Origin of the sequence: Microbacterium sp. IO18 (assembly GCF_049099505.1) — a bacterium.
In the GTDB taxonomy this organism is placed as follows: Bacteria; Actinomycetota; Actinomycetes; order Actinomycetales; family Microbacteriaceae; genus Microbacterium; species Microbacterium aurugineum.
This window is the reverse complement of the sequence record NZ_JBMJAF010000001.1, coordinates 1,520,708-1,540,394: the sequence shown is the minus strand read 5'-3', so window position 1 is coordinate 1,540,394 and position 19,687 is coordinate 1,520,708. Positions and strand designations below refer to the sequence as shown.

Below are 19,687 nucleotides of genomic sequence, written 5' to 3'. Positions count from 1 at the left end.
GAGCGTTGTGAATCCCGACGCGATCATCGGCTCCGGAGCCCTCTGGCTCGCGATTCCGGTCGCGATGCTCGCGGGACTCGTCTCGTTCCTGTCCCCGTGCGTCCTCCCGCTGGTCCCCGGTTACCTCGGGTTCCTGGGCGGTGCGGTCGCGCCCCGGTCTTCCACGGTCGCCGGTGCGGAGGCGCAGACGACGACCCAGGCGACGGCGACCCGCGGTCGACTCGTGATGGGCGTGCTGCTGTTCATCCTCGGCTTCACGATCGTCTTCATCGCCTACACGGTGCTCGGAGGAACGGTCGGTGTCTTCCTCCTGCAGTGGGGTGACCTGATCACCCGCATCCTGGGCGTGGTCATCATCGGAATGGGATTGGTGTTCCTGGGCCTGTTCGGGTTCGCGCAGAAGGAGTTCCGCTTCCACGTCGACTCGCGGGCCGGCATCGTCGGAGCCCCGCTGCTCGGTATCGCCCTCGGCATCGGCTGGGCACCGTGCATGGGGCCGACGCTCGCCGCCATCATCGCCCTCTCCTTCAATGCCGGAGATCCGGTGCGTGCGGGCTTCCTGGGCCTCGCCTACTCGCTCGGACTCGGCATCCCGTTCCTCCTCGTCGCGCTCGGGTTCGGGTGGGCGACGAAGGCAGTCGGCTTCCTCCGTCGTCACATCCGCACGGTGAACGTCATCGGCGGAGTGATGCTGATCGTCCTCGGCGTCCTGATGGCCACCGGCCTGTGGACCGAGATCATGTCCCGGCTGATGGCGGTGATCGGCAGTGTCATCCTCCCGCTCTGATCACGCCGCGAAATCCACCAGCCCCGAGAAGAACCCCCGCACAGAGAACACCATGACCGAGAACAAGGGTGCCGTGAACAGCGACTCCAGCGACCCGCTCCGCCCGTCCGACCACGTCGACGGCGACGACACGATCACCCAGCCGCGGCTCGGGTTCGTGGGTTGGCTGCGGTGGGGGTGGCGGCAGCTGACCTCGATGCGCACGGCTCTCATCCTGCTGCTCGTGCTCGCGATCGCGGCGATCCCCGGCTCGATCTTCCCGCAGCGGATGGCCGACCCGAACGGCGTCACGCAGTGGGAGCGCGACAACCCCGACCTGTTCCCGGTGCTCGACGGACTCAAGATGTTCGACGTGTACCTGTCGCCGTGGTTCTCGGCGATCTACCTGCTGCTGTTCGCTTCGCTCGTCGGCTGTGTGATCCCGCGCATCAAGCACCATGCGAAGGCGCTCCGCGCACGTCCGCCGCGCACTCCCGCACGGCTGCAGCGCCTCGAGGACTACCGTGCGGTGACGCGAGACCCCTCTGCGGACTCCGGGACGAAGACCGGTGATGCCGATGCCGAGGCCGCCGCATCGATCGAGGTCGCGACGAAACAGCTCAAGGCACTCGGCTATCGGGTCGAACGCTACGACCGGGGCCGCACGTTCTCGGTCTCCGCGGAGCGCGGATACTGGCGTGAGACCGGCAACCTCCTGTTCCACCTCGCGCTCGTGGGCGTGCTCGTCACGGTCGGCATCGGCGGCGGGTTCTCGTACACAGGTCAGCGCGTGCTCGTCGAGGGGGAGACTTTCGCGAACACGCTCCTCGACTACGACTCGATGAACCGCGGTCGGTTCGTGGGTGACGATGCGTTCGCTCCGTACTCGATGCGCCTCGACTCGTTCGACGTGACGTATCAGCCGTTCGGCGAGCCGGGTTCCGGGCAGGCGGGCGACTTCTCGGCGAACGTGACCGTGCAGGAGAACGGTGAGGAGCGCACCGGCGCGGTCAAGGTGAACGAGCCGCTCGCGGTCGCCGACGACGACGTGTTCCTGCTCGGCAACGGCTACGCGCCCACCGTGACCGTGCGTGATCCCGAGGGCAAGGTCGTCTTCACGGGCAGCACGCCCTTCCTCCCGCAGGACACCAGCATGACCTCCCTCGGAGTTCTCAAGGTGCCGGACGGACTCGCCGAGCAGGTCGGCCTGGTCGGGTTCTTCTATCCGACGACCGGCGTGCTCGACACCGGTGCGTTCTTCTCCGCGTACGGCGACCTCACCAACCCGACGCTGACGCTCGACGTGTACACCGGCGACTTGGGCATCAACGAGGGCGTGCCGCGCTCGGTCTACGTGCTCGACACCACGGGGATGACCAAGCTCACCGGCCGCACCACGGACGTCGAGTCGATCGAACTCACCCCCGGACAGACCGCGCAGCTGCCGAACGGCCTCGGTTCGGTCACCTTCGAGGACGACTCTCCCGCAGGTGCGACGGACGCCTCGCAGTCGGTGAAGCGCTTCGCCTCGCTGCAGATCCACCGTGACGAGTCCGGCGTCTGGGTCCTCGGCTTCGCGCTGCTCGCCCTCGGCGGTCTCATGATCGCCCTGTTCGTGCCCCGTCGACGCGTGTGGGTCAAGGCCACGGCACGCGACGGCGAGATCGCTCTGGAGTACGCCGCACTCGCCCGTGGCGAGGACCCGACGCTCGCTGCTGCCGTGGACGACCTCGTCGCAGGGCACACCCGACTGCTCGACGCGGCCGGAGGAACCACGGCGCGCTCCCCAATCGATGACACTGCGGACGAGTCCGCCGAGCCGGAGACCCCGGCGCCCGAAACCCGGAAAGTAGACTGACACCATGCTCGAGCTCAACGTGATCTCGCCGGTCCTGCTCTGGACGGCGATCGCGATCTACGCGGCGGCCTTCGTGGCCTACGCCTTCGATCTCGCGCGGCGCTCGCAGACGACGGCCGACGCGCTCACCGTCCGCGAGCAGGTGCTCGTCGGAGCCTCTGGGGGGAGCGTCCCGGCATCCGGCGAGGCCCCCGGTGCGGTCGCCGCCCCGCAGCGATTCGTGATGGCGCGGATCGGCACCTCGCTGACGGTGCTCGGATTCCTCTTCCAACTCGCCGCCACCGTCACCCGCGGCATCGCGGCGGGGCGCGTGCCGTGGGCGAACCTGTACGAATTCGCGATGATGGGCACGTTGCTCATCATCGCGGTGTACCTGGTGGTGCTCACCCGCATCGACCTGCGGTTCCTCGGCACTTTCATCACAGGCCTCGTCGTCGTGCTGCTCGGCCTGGGGGCGACGAACTTCTACGTCGATGTCTCTCCGTTGATGGACCCGCTGAAGAGCGTGTGGCTCGTCATCCACGTGTTCGTGGCCTCTCTCGCGACGGCCTTCTTCGCCCTCGCGTTCGCGCTCTCGGTGATCCAGCTCATGCAGTCGCGTCGTGAGAGACTCGTCGGCGAAGGTGCCACGAAGACCGGTCCCGGCTTCCTCCGGACCTTCCCCAACGCGGTACGCCTGGAGAGCCTGGCGTACATGTTCACGATCATCGGCTTCATCCTCTGGACCTTCACCCTCATCGCCGGTTCGATCTGGGCGTACTACGCCTGGAGCCGTTTCTGGGGCTTCGACGTGAAGGAGACCTGGACGTTCGTGATCTGGGTCCTCTATGCCGGCTACATCCATGCCCGTGCAACCCGCGGCTGGCGCGGCAACCCTTCGGCGTGGCTGGCGATCGTGGGCTTCTCCGCCGTGATCTTCAACTTCACGATCGTGAATGTGTTCTTCAAGGGCCTGCACGCGTACTCCGGTCTGAGCTGACCCGACTCTCGCAACGACACCGAGACCCGTCCGCGGCAGCATCCGCGCGGACGGGTCTCGTGCGTCCGGAGTATTTGCCCTCCGGTGCGCCGATGCGCAGTTGTATGCTCATCGCAAGGGAGCGCGCCCACGGCAGGAGTCCCACATGCCCGTCCTCGTCGGAATCGTTGAAGATCATCCCGCGATGCTGTTCGGGATCGTGACCATCCTCAACCGCAGCGGCGGTATCCGGGTCGCAGCCAGCGGTGCGACCGCGAACGAGGTCGCGCGCCGTGCACGGAGACTCGATGTGGTCCTGCTCGACCTCGCCCTCTCCGACGGTTCGACCCCGGCGGAGAACATCCGGAAGCTCCAGTGCCTCGCGGCGAGCATCCTCGCGTACACCTCGGGGGACGAGTCGCAACGGCTCCGCGAGGCGGTGCGCGCGGGTGCCTCGGGGATGATCGCCAAGTCGGACTCGCTCGAGGTCATCACCGCGTCGGTGCGACGCGCTGCTCAGGGGCAGGTCGTGGCGACGACCGAATGGGCGGCAGCGCTCGATGCGGACCGCCGGTTCGTCGCTGCGCATCTCAGCCCCCGTGAGTCCGAGGTGCTGTCGCTGTACGCCTCCGGCGAGACGGCCGAGCAGGTCGCACAGGCCCTGTTCCTGTCGCGGGAGACCGTGCTCGATCACATCCGTCGCATCCGCGCGAAGTACGCCGCGGTCGACCGGGCGGCGCCGACGAAGGTCGACCTCTTCCGTCGCGCGGTGGAGGACGGACTGGTCCTGCAGCCCAGCTGATCGTGGCGGGAGGCGCTCAGCCCGTGAACGGCCAGATCAGGGGGACGTAGAAGACGGCGACGGCGAAGAACAGGATCATGAGGGGCCAGCCGAAGCGCGCGTAGTCCCCGAAGCGGTAGCCGCCGGGTTCCATCACCATCAGGTTCGCCGGCGTCGCGACCGGGGTGAGGAATGAGGCCGCTCCCGCGATCGTGAGGGCCATCAGGAACGGCAGCACCGACGCCTCCATCGCGGCGGCGAGAGCGACCGCCACCGGGGCCACGATGAGCACGGTCGCGGTGTTGCTGATGAGCTGCCCGAGTACCAGGGTGATGAGCACGATCACGGCGACGGCGGCGTGCGGGCCGGCCGTGCCCAGGAACGAGCGCAGGCCGTCGGCGATGAGCTGCGCGGCACCGGTCTCCTGGAACGCGGTCGAGAGCGGGATCATGCCGGCGACCAGGATGACCGTCGTCCAGGAGATCGCCCGGTACGCCCGGGTGATCGACACCACCCTCGTCAGGATCAGGGCACCGGCTGCGAGGAGCCCCGCGATCGCGGCGGGCACGATGCCGGTCGCGAGCAGGACGATCATCGCGAGCAGGATCACGGCCGTACGCTTGGCACCGACTCCGAGCGGGACCGAGCGGCGCAGGGTGAGCGGCGCATCGACGACCAGAACCTCGTCGCGTTTCGAGGTGTGCCGGTGCAGGTCGTCCCAGGACCCGTCGAGGAGCAGCGCATCTCCCGCCTGCAGGTCGGTGCCCGACTCGTCGAGCGCCTCCTGCCCTCGTCGCACTCCGAGCACGACGAGATCGCCCGATGGCGTGCACATGCCGGGGAAGACATGCAGGCCGATCAGCACGGATCGCGGCGGAACCACGACCTCGGCGACCCCTCGCGACGCCGAGACCAACGCGCGGTCGGGTGAGATCGCGTAGTCGGATCGCAACGTCGAGGCGAGGCGTTCGAGGTCGATCGGTGCCGACGCCGGGGTCCGTTCGGGCAGCAGCCGGTTACCGAGCAGCAGGATGATGGCCAGCGTCCCCACCAGAAGCGGAAGCCCGGCGAGGGCGAACTCGAAGAACCCGAACGGGCGGGCACCGCTGTCGGCGGCGACCTCGGACACGATGATGTTGACCGGTGTACCGGTGAGAGCCATCATCGAGCCGGCGTGCGCGGAGAACGCGAGCGGCATCAGCATCTGAGACGGGCGGATCCCGGCGCGCGCCGCGACGACCACGACCAGGGGCAGGAGCGCGGCCACCGACCCGTTCACGCTGATGACCGCGGTCATCGCGGCGGCCAGCAGCCCGATCGTGAGGAGCAGGCGCGCGCGGCCGGTTCCGGAGCGGGCCACGACCTCCTGTCCGGCCCAGGCGATGATGCCCGTCGACTCCAGAGCCTCGCTCACCACGAACAGGGAGGCGATGAAGAGCACGGTCGGATCACCGAACCCGGCGAGGGCGGAGGTCAGATCGAGCACCCCGGTCAGATAAAGGGCGACCGAGACCCCGACGGCCACGACGCCGAGCGGGATGCGATTCGAGACGAACGCGATCACTGCGCAGAGCAGGATGACGAACGTCGCGATGATCGGGTCCACGGCCCCACGATAGGGCGACGCTCGCATCGCGGCGACCCCCCTAGTTCTAGGGGGTGGTCTTGTGGGAGCTTCTCGCTCGACAGGATCATGGGGGCTATGGCTACGGAGAAGTCGTCGAGCACCCCCGATGCCGGGGACAAAGGGTTCCTGAACTGGATCGAGAAGGTCGGCAACAAGGTGCCGGATCCGACGATCATGTTCGTCTACCTGATCGGCCTCATCGCCGTGCTCTCCGCGGTCCTCGCGTGGATCGGGGTGTCGGTCACCGATGATGTCGTGATCCCCGTTCCGAAGGAAGAGTTCTCCCAGGTCAACGAGCAGTTCGGTGGCAACTGGCAGATCTATGACACCACCACCGGGATGCCCGCCGAGATCCCCGACTACACGATCGAGGAGCGCACCTTCGAGGTGCGCAACCTGCTCTCGATCGACGGCATCCGCTTCTTCTTCTCCTCCTTCGTCGACAACTTCGCGGGCTTCGGTGTGGTCGCCGTCGTGCTCATCGCGATGGCGGGCGTCGGAGTGGCAGAGCACGCGGGGTTGATGGGCGCGATGATCCGTCGCGTCGTGAAAGTGGCCCCGCGCCGTTGGCTCGCGTTCATCCTGATTTTCGTCGGTGTGCTGTCGTCGGTGGCGACGGATGCCGGCTACCTGATCCTCGTGCCGCTCGCCGCCGCCGCCTTCCTCACCGTCGGGCGGCATCCGCTGGCCGGTCTCGCCGGGGCATTCGCCGGTGTCGGCGCGGCCTTCGGGGCGAACCTCCTGATCACGCCCAGCGACAGCATGCTGACCGAGATCACCAATGAGGTGCTCGTCAGCGCCGGAATGCAGCCGATCGAGGTGACGCAGAACTTCTACTTCGGGATCGTGTCGACCTTCCTGCTCGCCACGGTGGCGCTCCTGGTGACGGTGTTCGTCACCGAGAAACGTCTGGGCTCCTACGACCGCAGAGACATGACGATCGCGGATGAGGCCGAAGGCGTCGACCACGACGCCGAGGCCCGCGGGCTGAAGTTCTCGTTCTGGGCGCTGCTGGGGTTCGTCGCCCTGGTCCTCGCGCTGACCCTGCCACCCGGCGCACCGTTGCGTGACCCGGAGACCGGCGCGATCATCGGCACGACGCCCTTCATGGCCAGCCTGGTGTTCCTCATCTCCCTCGCCTTCCTGGTGTGCGGCGTCGCCTACGGCGCGGGGGCGAGGACGCTGCGAGGCGGAACGGCCACCGTCCGTGCGATCGCCAAGACGTTCGCGAGTCTGGGCGGTCTGCTGGTGATGTTCCTGATGATCGCCCAGTTCATCGCGCTGTTCAACTGGACCAATCTCCCGACCGTCGCCGCGGTCTCGGCCGCCGAGCTGCTGGAGCAGGCGAGTGTCCCCGCCATCGTCCTGCTGCTCGCGTTCATCGTCGTGATCGTGATCCTGGACTTCATCCTCCCGGGACTCGTGCCCAAGTGGGTGATCTTCGCGCCGGTGTTCATCCCGATCTTCGCGTCGCTCGACGTGGCACCACAGACGCTCCTCGCCGCCTACCGGGTGGGGGACTCGCCCGTGAACGTGCTCACGCCGCTGATGGTCTACCTGCCGTTCATGGTCACCGTGGCGCAGCGTTACAAGAAGGAGGCGGGTATCGGCACGATCATCGCCCTGATGATCCCGTATGCGGTGTGGATGCTGCTCTCCTGGACGGCGCTGTACGTGGTCTGGTTCCTCCTCGGCATCCCCTGGGGCCCGGGCTCACCGGTCGACATCGCCGGCTGACCGACATCGCCGGCGGACGACGTATCCGAACAACCGCACAGAAGGAGCAGACCCCATGGACCGCAGACCCAACAAGTTGATCCCCGCCGATCTGAAGACCACGCCCGGGCTGGATGCCGTGGACGCCGTGGATCTCCGGGTCGGTGAGATCGCCTCCGACGTCGAGGCGATCGGAGTCGGGGTGTACACCGACGGGGACGTTCCGGGTGAGCTCGGGTTCGACCGCGCCGGCCTGGAGGATGCGGGGTTCACTGCTGAGCCGGGGACCTCGCTGGTGCTGCCGCGTGCGGGTCAGCCTGATCTCGTCGCCGTCGGTCTGGGCGATCGGGCGGATGTCGGGCCGCGTGGCCTTCGCGATGCAGCGGCTGCTCTCGCTCGCGCCGTCCCCCGTCGGGCGACCCTGGGGCTGCGGATCGGCGACCTCGCGGGGGTGGAGGCAGGCGAGGCTTTGCGAGCGCTCGCCGAAGGGGCACTCCTCGCGCGCTACCGGTACACGGTGCTGAACGCGTCGTCGAAGCACGTCCCGCTCGCCGCGTTCACCGTGGATGTGCCGGGCGCGGACGGGGGGCCACTCGAGGTCGCACGCACGGCTGCCCGCGCCGGTGTCGTCGCCCGTGATCTGGCGAACACCCCTCCCGGTCACCTGACGGCGGTGAACATGGGCGAGATCGCGGTGGAACTCGGAGCGCGTTTCGGATTCGAGGTCGAGCTGTTCGACAAGCAGGCGCTCATCGATCTCGGCTGCGGGGGTCTGCTCGGCGTCAATCAGGGATCCGTGGAGGAGCCGCGCATGATCAAGCTCGTCTACACGCCCGAGGGTGGGGGCTCCCGCCACCTCGGTCTGGTGGGCAAGGGCATCATGTACGACTCGGGTGGCATCAGCCTCAAGCCCAGCGACCCGATGCATCTGCTCATGAAGATGGACATGGGCGGTGCTGCGGCCGTGCTCGGTGCCTTCGTCGGGCTGCGCGACGCCGGAGTCTCGACCAAGGTCTCGGGCTGGCTGATGTGCACCGACAACATGCCGTCCGGTACCGCGTACAAACTCGGTGACGTGCTCACGGCGCGCGGCGGCACCACGATCGAGGTGAAGAACACCGATGCCGAAGGGCGTCTCGTGATGAGCGATGCCCTCGTGCTCGCGACCGAGGACGGGGTGGACGCGATCGTCGACATCGCCACACTCACCGGTGCCGCATTGGTCTCCCTCGGCTCCGCGACCGCGCCGGTCTTCGGCAACGACCAGACGATGGTCGACCGGGTGCGTGAGGCCGCGGCGCTCGCCGACGAGCCCGTGTGGCAGCTGCCGCTCGAGCAGAAGTATCGCAAGCAACTCGACTCGGACATCGCCGACATCGCGAACCTCGGTGGCCCCTTCGCCGGAGCCACGACGGCGGCGCTGTTCTTGCAGCACTTCGTGGGCGAGACGCCGTGGGCGCACATCGACATCGCCGGGACGATGCAGACCGAGAAGGACGACTCCTGGCGCACCGCGGGTGCCACCGGTTTCGGTGCGCGACTGCTGTGGGAGGCGGCCCGGAGCTTCACGCCGACCTCGTGAGCCTCAGCCGCCGAGGGGGATGCGAAAACCGAGACCGAAACACTCCGGCCCGGCGCGTCATGAGTCGACGCGCCGGGCCGGGAGCGGATGGTCTCCGATTTCGCAGGGTGCTCAGGCCGCGGCGACGACCGCCCGCGCCGAAGTGGTCCGTCGGAGGGCGACGGCGAGGGTCGTGGCCACGAGCGACAGCACGCCCCACACGACCAGGGCTGCGACCGCGGAGCCGCTCGCGGTGATCAGTCCTGCGAAGGCCGGAGCGGTGGGCAGGACCGCGCCGAGTCCGGCCAGCCAGTCGGGCACGGTGGAGATCAGACCCGTGGCGACCGCGAGCACACCGACGAGCGCCGAGATCCACCGTCCCACACCGCCGAACAGTGCGACGAGTGCCTGGTTCACAGCGGCGAACACCACGCCGGCGAGCACGGCTGTGCCGGCGAAGGCCCACCAGGCGGGGGCATCGTAGCTCGCGACGATCTGCACGATCAACGACACCAGCAGGCCCTGACCTGCCCCGATCAGAGCAGCGGGTGCGAAGGCGCGCAACGTGAGCGTGGCAGACGAGCGTCGTGAGGTGAGGGTGCGGGCGGTGTGGGCGCGCATGACGAGGAAGGTCGCGAGTCCGCCGAACCACAGCACGACCGCGGCGAGCAGCGGGATCGCGGTCGGGCCGAAGATCGTGTCCATCGACGAGTTCGACGACACCGGATCGGCGATCACCGAGGCGAGGGACTTCGACTCCGAGTCGCTGAAGGAGGGGAGCGAGTCGGAGGCCGTGCGCAGCCCGCCCGCGAGGTCACCCGTTCCGGTGGCCAGCGTGTCGAGCCCGGTCGAGAGCTCGGTGGCACCGTCGGCGAGGGCGGTGGCGCCGGTCGACAGCTGGGTGGCTCCGGAGGCGATGCCCCGCGCGCCCGTGGCGGACGCGCTGATGCCCTGATCCGCGAGCTGGGTGAGCCCGGACGACAGCTGCGTGACACCGGCGCCGGCTTGGGACATCTGCCCGGCGAGGGTCGAGAACGTCCCCGGAAGGGCGGCGACTCCGGCGGCGACCTTCTCGCTGTTCAGGATGCCGGAGGCCGTGCCGGCGTCTTTCGCGACGGTTCCTGCCTCCGCGGCCAGGTCGGAGAGCTGCTGGCATTCCGCCGGGTCCGAGACCGGGGGCGTGCAGGCCGCGGCCGCTGCGGCCCCGAGTTTCTGAGCGAGGTCGGCCGAGCCGCTCGCGGCCGCTTGCGCCGACGAGGACGCGCTCTGAATCGCGCCGACCAGTTGCTTCGAGTCCTCGGCTCCGGACTGGAGCTGAGATGCCCCGGCTGTCAGCCCCGACCCGATCTGCGCAGCACCCGCGGCGGCATCCCGCGTGTTGCCCGCGATCGTGTCGAGTCCCGTGGCGAGTGACGATGCGCCGGTGCTGAGTTCTCCCGCACCGGAAGCGAGTTGGGTGGCGCCGTCGGGGATCGCGGCGGCTCCGGTCGCGGCATCCCGCGCTCCGTTCGCGAGCTTCAACGCACCATCCGCCGCCTCGCCGATCTGGTCGCCGATCGTGGTGAAGCCGACCAGGATGTTCTCGGTCGTGGCCTCGGAGAGCATGGTGCCCATGGTCGAGGCGGCGACGTCGGCGATCTGTCCCGTGATGAGGTCATCGGCGACGAGGCCGTCGTCGGGTGTGGTCACGGTGATCGTGGCCTGCTCGGCCTTCCCGCCGCCGTCCGAGATCGCGGTGCCCGCGGAGGTGGCGGCTGCGGAGAACTCCTCCGGGATCGTGATGACGGCCTGGTAGGTGCCGTCGGCGAGTCCGTCGGTGGCGTCGTCCTGGTTGGAGATGACCCAGGTGAGGTTCGAGTCCAGGTCGTCCGATCCTTCGACCAGGCCCGAGGCGAGCTGGCGTCCGAGCGGGGTCACCTGCCCGTCGATGGTCACCGGATCGTCGAGGTTGACGATCGCCGCGGTCATCGAGTCCAGACGCTCGGTCGGGTTCTGCAGGGCCGCGACCAGGATGCCGCCGACCGCGGCAGGCAGCAGCAGCACTCCGAGAATCGTGAGCCACGTGATGGGTTTGCGGGAGCGGGCGCGCTCGATGGGGAGGGTCATGCGGTCACCTCGGTGGCTTTCGTCGTGTCGTCTTCAGGTCGAGGCCCCCGCTCGTCGTCGGCACCCCCGTCTGGATGCGGTGACTCGAGGGGGTGTCGACGCTCGGCGGGGGTGTCGACGGAGAGAAGGTCGGGGGCGGGACGACCTGCGGCGGCGAGGAGGTCGCGCGCGACCTCGGGTGCGGTGGTCGTGAGGATCACGGCGGTCGCAGCATCCGCATCCCGGAGCCGGGCGGCGATCTGATCGCGAGCGGCGAGGGGGAGCCTCTCGACGCCGTCGATCACGACCACCGCGGGTCGATCGCGCAGCGCCTCGGAGAGCTCGGATGCCGGAACCCCGGCATCCGTCGCGATCAAGGCGCCGACGTGTGCGCGCACCCAGGCCGCGCGTCCTGGCAGCAGATGCCCCGCCACCCGGAGGCGGCCGGTGTCAGGCGTCACCCGTCCGGCGATCGTCAGAGCCAGCGCACGCAACGCGGCACCGGAGCTCCCGGTCAGCAGCAGCGCTCCGCCCGGACGGACCCGGAGGTGCAGGCCGTCGATCCCGGCCTCCGTCAGCACGAGGTCGTCGGCGGCGACGATCGAACCGTCTCCCGGCCAGGCAGCGAGGTGCCGTTCACGTTCCACCGCCTCGCCCTCGACGTCGACGCGGGGGAGGATCTTCTCCAGCCAGGCCGGGAGCTCCCAGGCGCGCTCCCCGAGGATGGCCATCAGCGCGGGGATCAAGGTCATGCGCACCAGGAAGGCGTCGATCGCGATGCCGGCTGCGAGGCCCAGGGCGATGGGTTTCAGTGACGAGTCGCCCTCGGGGACGAACGCCACGAAGACGGCGAACATGATGAGGCCGGCTGCCGTGACCACCTTCGCCGACCCGGTGAACCCGCTGCGAACGGTGCGCAATGCGGCGGCGCGCCGCGTCGCCCGGTCGGGGCTCTTGGAGTCCGGGTCGTGCACGAAGTCCTCCCGCATGCGCGAGACGAGGAAGACCTGGTAGTCCATCGCGAGTCCGAACAGCACGCCCATCAGGATGATCGGCATGAAGCTGATGATGGGCCCGACCCGGGCGACGTGCAGGAGGTCGGCGAACCAGCCCCATTCGAACACGGCCCCGACGACGCCGAACGCCGCCACGATCGAGAGCAGGTATCCGGCGGCCGCGGTGATCGGCACCCACAGCGAGCGGAACACGATGGTCAGCAGGATGAGGGAGAGGCCGATCACGAAGATGCCGAACGGCAACAGGGCATTGCCGAGCTGATCGGAGATGTCGATGCCGACGGCGGTGAAGCCGGTGACCTTGAGGTCGATGCCGAATTCGTCGAGCCACTCGTCGTGATGGCTGCGCAGTTCGCGGACGAGGTCGGCGGTCGCCGGGTCGTCCGGGGCCGTCTCCGGGATGATCTGGACGATGCCGGTGTCAGCGGTCTCGTTCGGCGTCGCGAGGGCGACTTCCTTGACGCCGGGCACCTTCGCGACGGCATCCCCGAGGTCTTCCATCAAGGTGAGCGGGTCGGTGGACGTGACGATCGTGCCCGTGAGGATCAGCGGGCCGTTGAATCCGGGTCCGAATTCCTCAGCGACGAGGTCGTAGTTCTGACGCGCTTCCGAGTCCTTCGGCAGCACCCCGGCGTTCGGGAGGGCGAGGTTCAGGCTGAGGGCGGGGATGGCCACGATGCCGAGGCCGATCACCACGGCGAGGGAGACGAGGAGGGGGCGCTTGGTGACACCGTTCACCCAGCGGGCACTGCCCTTGGCGCGGGCGGGAGCCGCGGGCGCGCTGTCGGGGTCGTCGCTCGCGTCCTTCTTCTTGGGCTTCGGTGCGCGCTTCGGCCGACCCACCACTCTGCCCTTCATGAATCCGAGGAGCGCGGGGGTGAGGGTGACCGCGATCGCGACCGCGACGGCCACGGCGACCGAGGCGGCGATGCCCATGGTCGTCAGGAACGGGATCCCGGCGAAGCCGAGTCCGATCAGGGCGATGAGCACGGTGACGCCCGCGAACACCACGGCGGAGCCTGCCGTCCCGACGGCGCGCGACGCGGACTCCTCCGGATCGACGCCCTCGCGCACCTGATCCTGATGCCGCGCCATGATGAACAGTGCGTAGTCGATGCCGACCGCGAGCCCGAGCATGAGCGCCAGCAGCGGCGTGGTGGAGGAGACCGTGGCGAAGGCCGTCGCCGTGAAGATGCCTGCCATCGAGATGCCGACGCCGAGGATCGCCGTGAGGAGGGGAAGACCGGCGACGACGAATGAGCGGAAGGTGACGATCAGGACCAGCAGCGCGATGAGCAGACCGACCGCCTCGGTGAGCGTGACGCCCGGGATCGAGATCGCGAAGAGGTCGCCGCCGAGGGAGGTCTGTGCGCCGTCCGGGAGCTCGGAGTCCAGGTCGCTCACGACGGTGCGCAGTGCTTCTTTCGTGTCGTCCGAGACATCCGTGGACTCACCGTCGAACTGCACACGGACGATCGCCGCGGTGTCGTCGTCATTGATCATCCCGCTGACCATCTCGTCGTACGGCGAGGTGGCCGCGAGGACACCGTCGAGGTCCGCGAGGTCGTCGACGGCCTCTTCGATGTGGTCGCGGTAGTCGTCATCCGTGACCTGATCGCCGTCGGCGGCCACCACGATGAACTGCGCGTTCGTGCCGCTCACCTGGGGGAAGGACCGGGAGAGCTGCTCCAGACCTGCCTGGGACTCGGTTCCGGGGATGGAGAACGTGTTGTCCGTGCCTGCGCCGAGCACGAGGGCACCGGCACCGGCGATGCCGAGCGCGAGGAGCCAGGACACGAGGACTCGCCACGGGTGACGGAACGACCAACGTCCGAGTGAGGACAGGAGTGTGGACACGCGTTCCTCCGAAGGGTGCGGGATGGATACACAGGTGTATCCGATACATAGATGTATCGTAAGGTGACCCGCACGGGTGAGTCTGTGTGCGGGGTGTGAATCGTGCGAGAGTGAAGGGTCAGGAGGTTTCGATGTCGACACCCGCAACCCGTAGTCGCGAGAACACGCGTGCCCGTCTGCTGGAGGCGGCGGCGCAGGTCTTCGCCGAAGTCGGACTCGACGGTGCCTCCGTCGAGGCGGTCTGCGAGCGTGCAGGGTTCACTCGCGGCGCGTTCTACTCGAACTTCGAATCCAAGGACGAGCTCTTCCTGATGCTGGCGGCCAGCGTCTCCGAGGTGCGTGTGAGCGCGGTGCGTGCGCGCGTCGAGCAGCTGACCGCGGACGGCGCGCTCGCCGAGGGCTGCGACCCCATCGAGCTCGTCCAGCAGATCATGGAGCTCGGAGGCGATGACCGCCTCGGCGTGATGCTGATGAGCGAGATCCGTATCCGTGCACTGCGTGACCCGGAGTTCGGCGCGGCCTATCTCGTTCAGGAGAGCGAGATGGTCGGGAGCATCGCGCAGATCATCGAGGACATCGTGTCGGCGGGGCCGTTGCAGTTGCGTCTGCCTGCGGAGACGGCGGCGCGGATGCTCATGATCCTCTGGGAGGGACTGACCGTGCGCGGTGCGATGGCAGGGCTCGACGACGCGCAACTGCGGCATTCGGGCAGCGAGCAGCTCGGACGGCTCGTGCAGTTGTTCATCGAGTTGTAGCGGTCCCGGTCCGCTCGTTCAATCCTCGGCCGACACGCCAGATGCCGGACCGTACCCGCGGAAGCGCCCGAGATCTGGCGTGTCGGCGGTGCGCCGGGTCAGTGCGCGGCGGCGGACAGCTCGTAGTGGCAGCGGGCGAGGCGGGCGAGCCACCATTCGCGGCGTTCGTCCGAGGCGGCGAGGCGGCTGAGTGCTTCGGCGTCCGGGGTCACGCGCCCGACGGGGATCGAGCCATCGACCGGGCGCAAGTCGGCCACGTCGTCGAGGAACAGCGACGCCGTGCCGAGCCCGCAGTCGTAGTCCAGCGTCGGAAGGGCAGCGGCGAGCGCGGCTCCCTGGGACAGGCCGATCGCGGTGTCCAGCGCGCTCGAGACCACGACCGGGAGTCCAGCAGCCGTGACGATCTGCAGGGCGTGCGTGATGCCGCCCAGCGGCTGGGCCTTGATCACGAGGAGGTCGGCGGCACCGGCGCGGGCGACCGCGAGTGGATCGGAGGACTTCCGCACGCTCTCATCTGCTGCCACCGGGATGCCCATGTACTTCACGCGCGTGCGGAGTTCCGCCAGCTCCGGAACCGTCGCGCAGGGCTGCTCGACGTATTCCAGGTCGTATTCACCGAGGGCATGCACCGCGTGCTCGGCCTCGTCGACGTTCCAGGCGCCGTTCGCGTCGACCCGGATGCGTCCCTCGGGCCCCATCGCCTCGCGCACCCCCCGGACGCGTGCCACGTCGTCGGCGAGGGTCTGCCCCGGCTCGGCGACCTTGACCTTGGCCGTGCGGCACCCCGTGAACCGCGACAGCAGCTCAGCCACGCGGTCGGCCTCGATCGCCGGGACGGTCGCGTTCACGCCGATCCGATCACGGAGCGGTTCAGGCTGGGGGCGCCAGGCGAAGTCGATCGCCGCGGCGAGCCAGGTCGAGGCCTCGACGTCGTCGTACTCGACGAACGGTGAGAACTCCGCCCAGCCTTCCGGTCCTTCGAAGAGGAGCGCTTCGCGCACATCGACGCCGCGGAAGCGACTGTGCAGGGGGAGGGCGACGACCCTGGCCGAGTCGAGCAGGTCTGCGAGCGGCGGGATCATGTGCCCATTCTGCTCCGTGGCGCATGCGGGCCGGTGTTCGTCGTCCGGGTGAGTCGTCAGGTCGGCACCGCTCTTCGATTGTCGATGTGCCATTGCCAATAGTGTGCGTCACACAGTAATGTGTTCGACATGAACGAGACGCTCGATACGCACCTGCAGGAACTGAGGCGCGGCACGGTGGTGCTCGCCTGCCTGCAGCTGCTGCGTACGCCGGGGTACGGCTACTCGCTTCTCGAGCAACTCGAGCGCCGCGGCTTCGCGACGGACGCCAACACGCTGTATCCGCTGCTTCGCCGTCTGGAGAAGCAGGAGTACCTCACGAGCGAGTGGAACACCGAGGAAGCCAGGCCGCGCAAGTTCTACCGCACCTCCGAAGCAGGCATCCGGCTGGCCGACACCCTCACCGACGAATGGCGGTCACTCACGACCGCGATCACCTCTCTCGCCACAGAGGAGAACTGACATGACCACGACGACCACGCTCACGGAGCGGTACATCAGTGCCACGATCCGCAGTCTCCGTCCCGACGCCCAGGACGATGTCCGTGCAGAGCTCGAAGCCTCCATCGCCGATGCGATCGAGGCGCGGGTGGACCAGGGCGACGCACCGGAGGATGCCGAGCGCGCGGTGCTCGCCGAGCTCGGCGACCCCGGCGTCCTCGCCGCCGGCTATGCGGATCGCCCGCTGTACCTCATCGGTCCGCGGTTCTACCTGACCTGGTGGCGGCTGCTCAAGCTGCTGCTGATCATCGTTCCGGTCTGCGTCCTCGGAGCGGTCGCCCTCGGGCAGACCATCGCGGGCGCTCCGGTCGGCGAGATCGTCTCCTCGTCGATCCTCGCCGCCGGGGGCGCGATCCTCCACATCTGCTTCTGGACCACGTTGGTGTTCGTCATCCTCGATCGCACCGACAGCGCGACGGCGATCGAGAAGTGGGACCTCGACCAGCTCCCGGAGCCGAGCGAGAACGGTGTGGCGGGGCGGAACGATCTGATCGCCTCGCTCGTCTTCCTCGGGATCTCCGTCGGCGCGCTCCTCTGGGACCGTTTCCGAGGCTTCGTCATCGTGGACGGCGCCGTCGTGCCGATCGTCGATCCACAGTTGTGGCCCTGGGGGATCAGCGTCCTGTTCCTCCTGATCGCCGCGGAGGCGGTGTTCGCCGTCGTGCTGTTCCGCACGAGACGGTGGACGATCGGCCTGGCTGTGGTGAACACGATCCTCGCTCTGATGTTCCTTCTCTGGGTCGTCGCCCTCCTGCTCACGAACCAGCTCGTGAATCCGGACTTCCTCGCGCGGATCGCAGCTGCGGGCGGCGAGGGTTTCGCCGCGGGGCAGGCGGCATCCGCCGACGAGGGTGGCGTCTTCCGCATCCTCGCCGTGCTGTTGGGGTTCGGCTTCGCGATCGGTGTCGGCTGGGACATCGTCGACGGCTGGATCAAGACGGTTCGCGCACGCCGCGCCTGACATCACGGAATCCCGTGCCGAGCGGGCCGAGGAATAGGCTGGATGTCGTGACCAGTGCATTCGTCTCCGACCTCTTCGACCCGGCCGAATGGGTGCTCGCGCCCGGGGCCGAGAGCTACACCGACATCACTGCGCACGTCTCGCACGACGGCGGAGTCGCACGCATCGCCTTCAACCGTCCGGAGGTGCGCAACGCGTTCCGCCCGCACACCGTCGACGAGCTCTACCGTGCCCTCGACATCGCCCGGCAGGATGCCCGCATCGGCGCGGTGCTGCTCACCGGAAACGGCCCGAGCTCGAAAGACGGCGGCTGGGCGTTCTGCTCCGGTGGCGACCAGCGCATCCGCGGTCGTGACGGCTACAAGTACTCGGACGCCGAGACGGCGGTCGTCGACGGTGCGAGCCGTGCCGCGGTCGGTCGTCTGCACATCCTCGAGGTGCAGCGCCTCATCCGCTTCATGCCCAAGGTCGTTATCGCCGTCGTCCCCGGGTGGGCAGCAGGAGGCGGGCACTCGCTGCACGTGGTCTGCGACCTCACGATCGCATCCGCGGAGGAGGCCCGCTTCAAGCAGACGGACGCCGATGTCGGCAGCTTCGACGCCGGCTACGGGTCTGCGTACATGGCCCGCCAGACCGGTCAGAAGTTCGCGCGTGAGGTGTTCTTCCTCGCCGAGGAGTACTCCGCGCAGCGCGCGTACGAGATGGGCGCCGTGAACCGTGTGGTCCCGCATGCCGAACTCGAACGCGAAGCGCTGAAGATGGCCCGCACCGTGCTCACGAAATCGCCCACGGCGATCCGCATGCTGAAGTTCGCCTTCAATGCCGTCGACGACGGTCTGGTGGGACAGCAGGTGTTCGCCGGGGAGGCGACCCGCCTGGCCTATGGCACCGATGAAGCCGTCGAGGGCCGCGACTCGTTCCTCGAGAAGCGCGATCCCGACTGGTCTTCCTTCCCCTGGCACTACTGAGCCGGAGAGCAGCATGGTCGCACTGATCCCGACGGATGCCGAAGACCCGGCACAGCTGCGGGATGCCCTGGAGCGCGCGTTCGACGGCGGCCCCGCCCTGGGACTCGGGATGGTCGCCGGAGCGCCCGAGGGGGTGGCCGACGGAATCGCGGCCGTCATCGCGACGTCCGGGTCGAGCGGGATCCCGAAGCGAGTCGCGCTCAGCGGTGAGGCGTTGCGGGCGAGCGCCGAGGCCACCGCGGCGCGGATCGGCAGCGGACGTTGGCTGCTCGCCCTCCCCGCCGGCTATGTCGCGGGGCTGCAGGTGCTCGTGCGCTCGATCCTCGCCGGCACCCAGCCGACGCGGATCGAGGGCCGCTTCTCGCCGGAGTCCTTCGCTGAGGCGACCTTCGAGATGATGCGCCCTTCGTCGCCGTCGGGCATCCCCGACCTCTACACCTCGCTGGTCCCGGCCCAGGTCGCGACGCTGCTCGATGCGGCGGAGGACACGGCGGTCCGCGCCGCGCTCACGGCGTATCGAGCGATCCTCGTCGGTGGGCAGGCGCTCCCGGAGCCCCTCCGCGAGCGGGCGGCCGACCTCGGAGTGCGTCTGGTGCGCACCTACGGCTCGACGGAGACCAGCGGCGGGTGCGTCTACGACGGTGTGCCGCTCGACACCGTGGGGGTGCGCGTGGTCGACGGCGAGCTGCGCCTCGCGGGTCCCATGCTCGCCGAAGGGTACCTCGGCGACGGGTCGCTGACGGCCCGGACGTTCGTCCACGACGAGCACGGGATCCGCTGGTACCGCACCGGCGACCTGGGCCTGGTGGAGGACGGGATCGTGCGTGTGCACGGCAGAGCGGACAATGTGATCGTCTCGGGCGGGATCAACATCTCGCTCGATCGGGTGGAGCGCATCGTCCGTCGGATCGCGGGACTTCACGAGGCCGTGGTGGTCGGCGTGGAAGACGAGCGCTGGGGGGAGGCCTCGGTGATCGTCGCAGTCCGCGGCGAGGTCCTGCGGCGCAGCGAGTCTGAGCAGCTCGCCCACGCGCGCGACGCCGTCGAAGACGAGCTCGGCAGGCACGCACGTCCGGCCCGCCTGATCCTCGTGGACGAGATCGACGTCCTCCCGTCCGGGAAGCCCGACCGCGAGGCGATCCGGCGCGCCGTCGTCGAGTTGCACTGAGTGTCGCTGCCCTGCGCTCTGCCAGAC

Annotated in this window: 15 protein-coding genes; 11 read left to right on the top strand and 4 right to left on the bottom strand. The window is 68.8% G+C overall.

The annotated features are described in order from the left end of the window. Positions 1 to 7: 7 nt before the first annotated feature. The 4 genes from ACLF6J_RS07420 to ACLF6J_RS07405 all read left to right on the top strand — a co-directional run bounded on the left by ACLF6J_RS07420 (position 8) and on the right by ACLF6J_RS07405 (position 4,384). Entirely contained in the window at positions 8 to 787 is a 780-nt protein-coding gene (locus ACLF6J_RS07420; protein WP_047520718.1) for a cytochrome c biogenesis CcdA family protein, read from the top strand. A gap of 52 nt (positions 788 to 839) precedes the next feature. Further along, positions 840 to 2,624 (top strand): cytochrome c biogenesis protein ResB, encoded by a 1,785-nt coding sequence (gene resB, locus ACLF6J_RS07415; RefSeq protein WP_227991992.1) that lies wholly within the window; start codon positions 840 to 842, stop codon positions 2,622 to 2,624. Positions 2,625 to 2,628: 4 nt separating this feature from the next. After that, positions 2,629 to 3,603: a c-type cytochrome biogenesis protein CcsB gene (gene ccsB, locus ACLF6J_RS07410; RefSeq protein WP_421076846.1), complete on the top strand. Its 975-nt coding sequence runs from the start codon at positions 2,629 to 2,631 to the stop codon at positions 3,601 to 3,603. Between the two features lie 145 nt (positions 3,604 to 3,748). Further along, a complete protein-coding gene (locus tag ACLF6J_RS07405; protein ID WP_134353052.1) occupies positions 3,749 to 4,384 on the top strand; it encodes a response regulator transcription factor in 636 nt (211 codons plus the stop codon). A 16-nt stretch (positions 4,385 to 4,400) separates the two neighbouring features. Here ACLF6J_RS07405 and ACLF6J_RS07400 read toward each other — a convergent pair whose 3' ends face one another. Beyond that, positions 4,401 to 5,969, bottom strand: coding sequence for an SLC13 family permease (locus ACLF6J_RS07400; RefSeq protein WP_134353053.1), 1,569 nt, complete (start codon positions 5,967 to 5,969; stop codon positions 4,401 to 4,403). A gap of 96 nt (positions 5,970 to 6,065) precedes the next feature. Here ACLF6J_RS07400 and ACLF6J_RS07395 point away from each other — a divergent pair, with 96 nt between their 5' ends. After that, positions 6,066 to 7,727: an AbgT family transporter gene (locus tag ACLF6J_RS07395; protein WP_131491777.1), complete on the top strand. Its 1,662-nt coding sequence runs from the start codon at positions 6,066 to 6,068 to the stop codon at positions 7,725 to 7,727. Positions 7,728 to 7,782: 55 nt separating this feature from the next. Continuing rightward, positions 7,783 to 9,288 carry a leucyl aminopeptidase family protein gene (locus ACLF6J_RS07390; protein WP_134353055.1) on the top strand — a complete coding sequence of 502 codons (1,506 nt, stop codon included), beginning with the start codon at positions 7,783 to 7,785 and terminating at the stop codon, positions 9,286 to 9,288. 111 nt (positions 9,289 to 9,399) lie between these two features. On the opposite strand, the gene ACLF6J_RS07385 is transcribed toward ACLF6J_RS07390, so the two are convergent. Both ACLF6J_RS07385 and ACLF6J_RS07380 read right to left on the bottom strand, forming a co-directional pair. Beyond that, a complete protein-coding gene (locus ACLF6J_RS07385) occupies positions 9,400 to 11,373 on the bottom strand; it encodes a YhgE/Pip domain-containing protein (protein WP_134353056.1) in 1,974 nt (657 codons plus the stop codon). Then, positions 11,370 to 14,225, bottom strand: a complete 2,856-nt coding sequence (locus tag ACLF6J_RS07380; protein ID WP_134353057.1) for an efflux RND transporter permease subunit — start codon at positions 14,223 to 14,225, stop codon at positions 11,370 to 11,372. Before ACLF6J_RS07380 ends, ACLF6J_RS07385 begins: the two co-directional genes overlap by 4 nt. A 131-nt stretch (positions 14,226 to 14,356) precedes the next feature. Here ACLF6J_RS07380 and ACLF6J_RS07375 point away from each other — a divergent pair, with 131 nt between their 5' ends. After that, positions 14,357 to 14,980 (top strand): TetR/AcrR family transcriptional regulator, encoded by a 624-nt coding sequence (locus tag ACLF6J_RS07375; RefSeq protein WP_134353058.1) that lies wholly within the window; start codon positions 14,357 to 14,359, stop codon positions 14,978 to 14,980. A gap of 98 nt (positions 14,981 to 15,078) precedes the next feature. Here ACLF6J_RS07375 and ACLF6J_RS07370 read toward each other — a convergent pair whose 3' ends face one another. After that, complete coding sequence (locus ACLF6J_RS07370) at positions 15,079 to 16,062, bottom strand: o-succinylbenzoate synthase (protein ID WP_134353059.1); 984 nt, start codon at positions 16,060 to 16,062, stop codon at positions 15,079 to 15,081. Positions 16,063 to 16,191: 129 nt separating this feature from the next. On the opposite strand from ACLF6J_RS07370, the gene ACLF6J_RS07365 reads away from it, so the two are divergent. From ACLF6J_RS07365 to ACLF6J_RS07350, 4 genes are read left to right on the top strand one after another with little or no spacing between them, the layout of a single operon-like run. Further along, the gene (locus ACLF6J_RS07365; RefSeq protein WP_134353060.1) at positions 16,192 to 16,524 is read left to right on the top strand and encodes a PadR family transcriptional regulator; all 333 of its coding nucleotides are present in this window, start codon (positions 16,192 to 16,194) and stop codon (positions 16,522 to 16,524) included. Position 16,525: 1 nt separating this feature from the next. Next, positions 16,526 to 17,524, top strand: coding sequence for a permease prefix domain 1-containing protein (locus ACLF6J_RS07360; protein ID WP_134353061.1), 999 nt, complete (start codon positions 16,526 to 16,528; stop codon positions 17,522 to 17,524). 47 nt (positions 17,525 to 17,571) lie between these two features. Then, positions 17,572 to 18,492, top strand: a complete 921-nt coding sequence (locus tag ACLF6J_RS07355; protein WP_134353062.1) for a 1,4-dihydroxy-2-naphthoyl-CoA synthase — start codon at positions 17,572 to 17,574, stop codon at positions 18,490 to 18,492. A 13-nt stretch (positions 18,493 to 18,505) separates the two neighbouring features. Continuing rightward, positions 18,506 to 19,660, top strand: a complete 1,155-nt coding sequence (locus ACLF6J_RS07350; protein WP_208526516.1) for an AMP-binding protein — start codon at positions 18,506 to 18,508, stop codon at positions 19,658 to 19,660. The last annotated feature ends 27 nt before the right edge of the window (positions 19,661 to 19,687 follow it).

Excerpts from the sequence above, each read along its gene's own strand:
- ACLF6J_RS07365 (WP_134353060.1), top strand. The coding sequence starts at position 16,192 with ATGAACGAGACGCTCGATACGCACCTGCAGGAACTGAGGCGCGGCACG.
- ACLF6J_RS07395 (WP_131491777.1), top strand. The coding sequence starts at position 6,066 with ATGGCTACGGAGAAGTCGTCGAGCACCCCCGATGCCGGGGACAAAGGG.
- ACLF6J_RS07385 (WP_134353056.1), bottom strand. The coding sequence starts at position 11,373 with ATGACCCTCCCCATCGAGCGCGCCCGCTCCCGCAAACCCATCACGTGG.
- ACLF6J_RS07390 (WP_134353055.1), top strand. The coding sequence starts at position 7,783 with ATGGACCGCAGACCCAACAAGTTGATCCCCGCCGATCTGAAGACCACG.
- ACLF6J_RS07405 (WP_134353052.1), top strand. The coding sequence starts at position 3,749 with ATGCCCGTCCTCGTCGGAATCGTTGAAGATCATCCCGCGATGCTGTTC.
- ccsB (WP_421076846.1), top strand. The coding sequence starts at position 2,629 with ATGCTCGAGCTCAACGTGATCTCGCCGGTCCTGCTCTGGACGGCGATC.
- ACLF6J_RS07360 (WP_134353061.1), top strand. The coding sequence starts at position 16,526 with ATGACCACGACGACCACGCTCACGGAGCGGTACATCAGTGCCACGATC.
- ACLF6J_RS07375 (WP_134353058.1), top strand. The coding sequence starts at position 14,357 with ATGTCGACACCCGCAACCCGTAGTCGCGAGAACACGCGTGCCCGTCTG.
- ACLF6J_RS07350 (WP_208526516.1), top strand. The coding sequence starts at position 18,506 with ATGGTCGCACTGATCCCGACGGATGCCGAAGACCCGGCACAGCTGCGG.
- ACLF6J_RS07370 (WP_134353059.1), bottom strand. The coding sequence starts at position 16,062 with ATGATCCCGCCGCTCGCAGACCTGCTCGACTCGGCCAGGGTCGTCGCC.
- resB (WP_227991992.1), top strand. The coding sequence starts at position 840 with ATGACCGAGAACAAGGGTGCCGTGAACAGCGACTCCAGCGACCCGCTC.